Raw genomic sequence first — 372 nt, 5'->3', positions numbered from 1 at the left:
CTCATGCTAGCGCGCCTTCTCCACTAGACCGCCCGCCCGGGCAATCAGCTCGCGCGATTCCGCAAAGGTGATGCGACTGAGCGCTTCCTCTAGCCCGAACCAGCCAAAGTGGCGCCCTTCGCGGTCTTCCCCATCCCCGGTCGCCAACATCAGGAAGAAGGCAATGCGCTGGGGCTGGCCGTAAACGACCAGCTCGATATCGCCCAGCGGCCGTACGACGCGCGTGCGCACGCCGGCCTCTTCCTCGACCTCGCGCACCGCCGCCTGATCGGGCTGCTCGCCCTCCTCGATGTGACCCTTAGGCAGCACCCATTCGCCCGGCTGACGGCGCGCAGTGACCAGCAGGAACTCGACCGCGCCGTCGCGGGAGCG

At 68.0% G+C, this 372-nt stretch carries 1 protein-coding gene; it reads right to left on the bottom strand.

Annotated elements, in window-relative coordinates; all coding sequences use genetic code 11:
* Positions 1–6: 6 nt before the first annotated feature.
* A partial coding sequence (locus AC0L2K_RS35135) for an NUDIX domain-containing protein (protein WP_473533677.1) occupies positions 7–372 on the bottom strand: 366 nt, incomplete at its 5' end.

Source organism: Mesorhizobium sp. WSM4817 (assembly GCF_055811135.1).
Note: the sequence above shows the minus strand (reverse complement) of the source record. Positions and strands in the feature narration are given on the sequence as shown.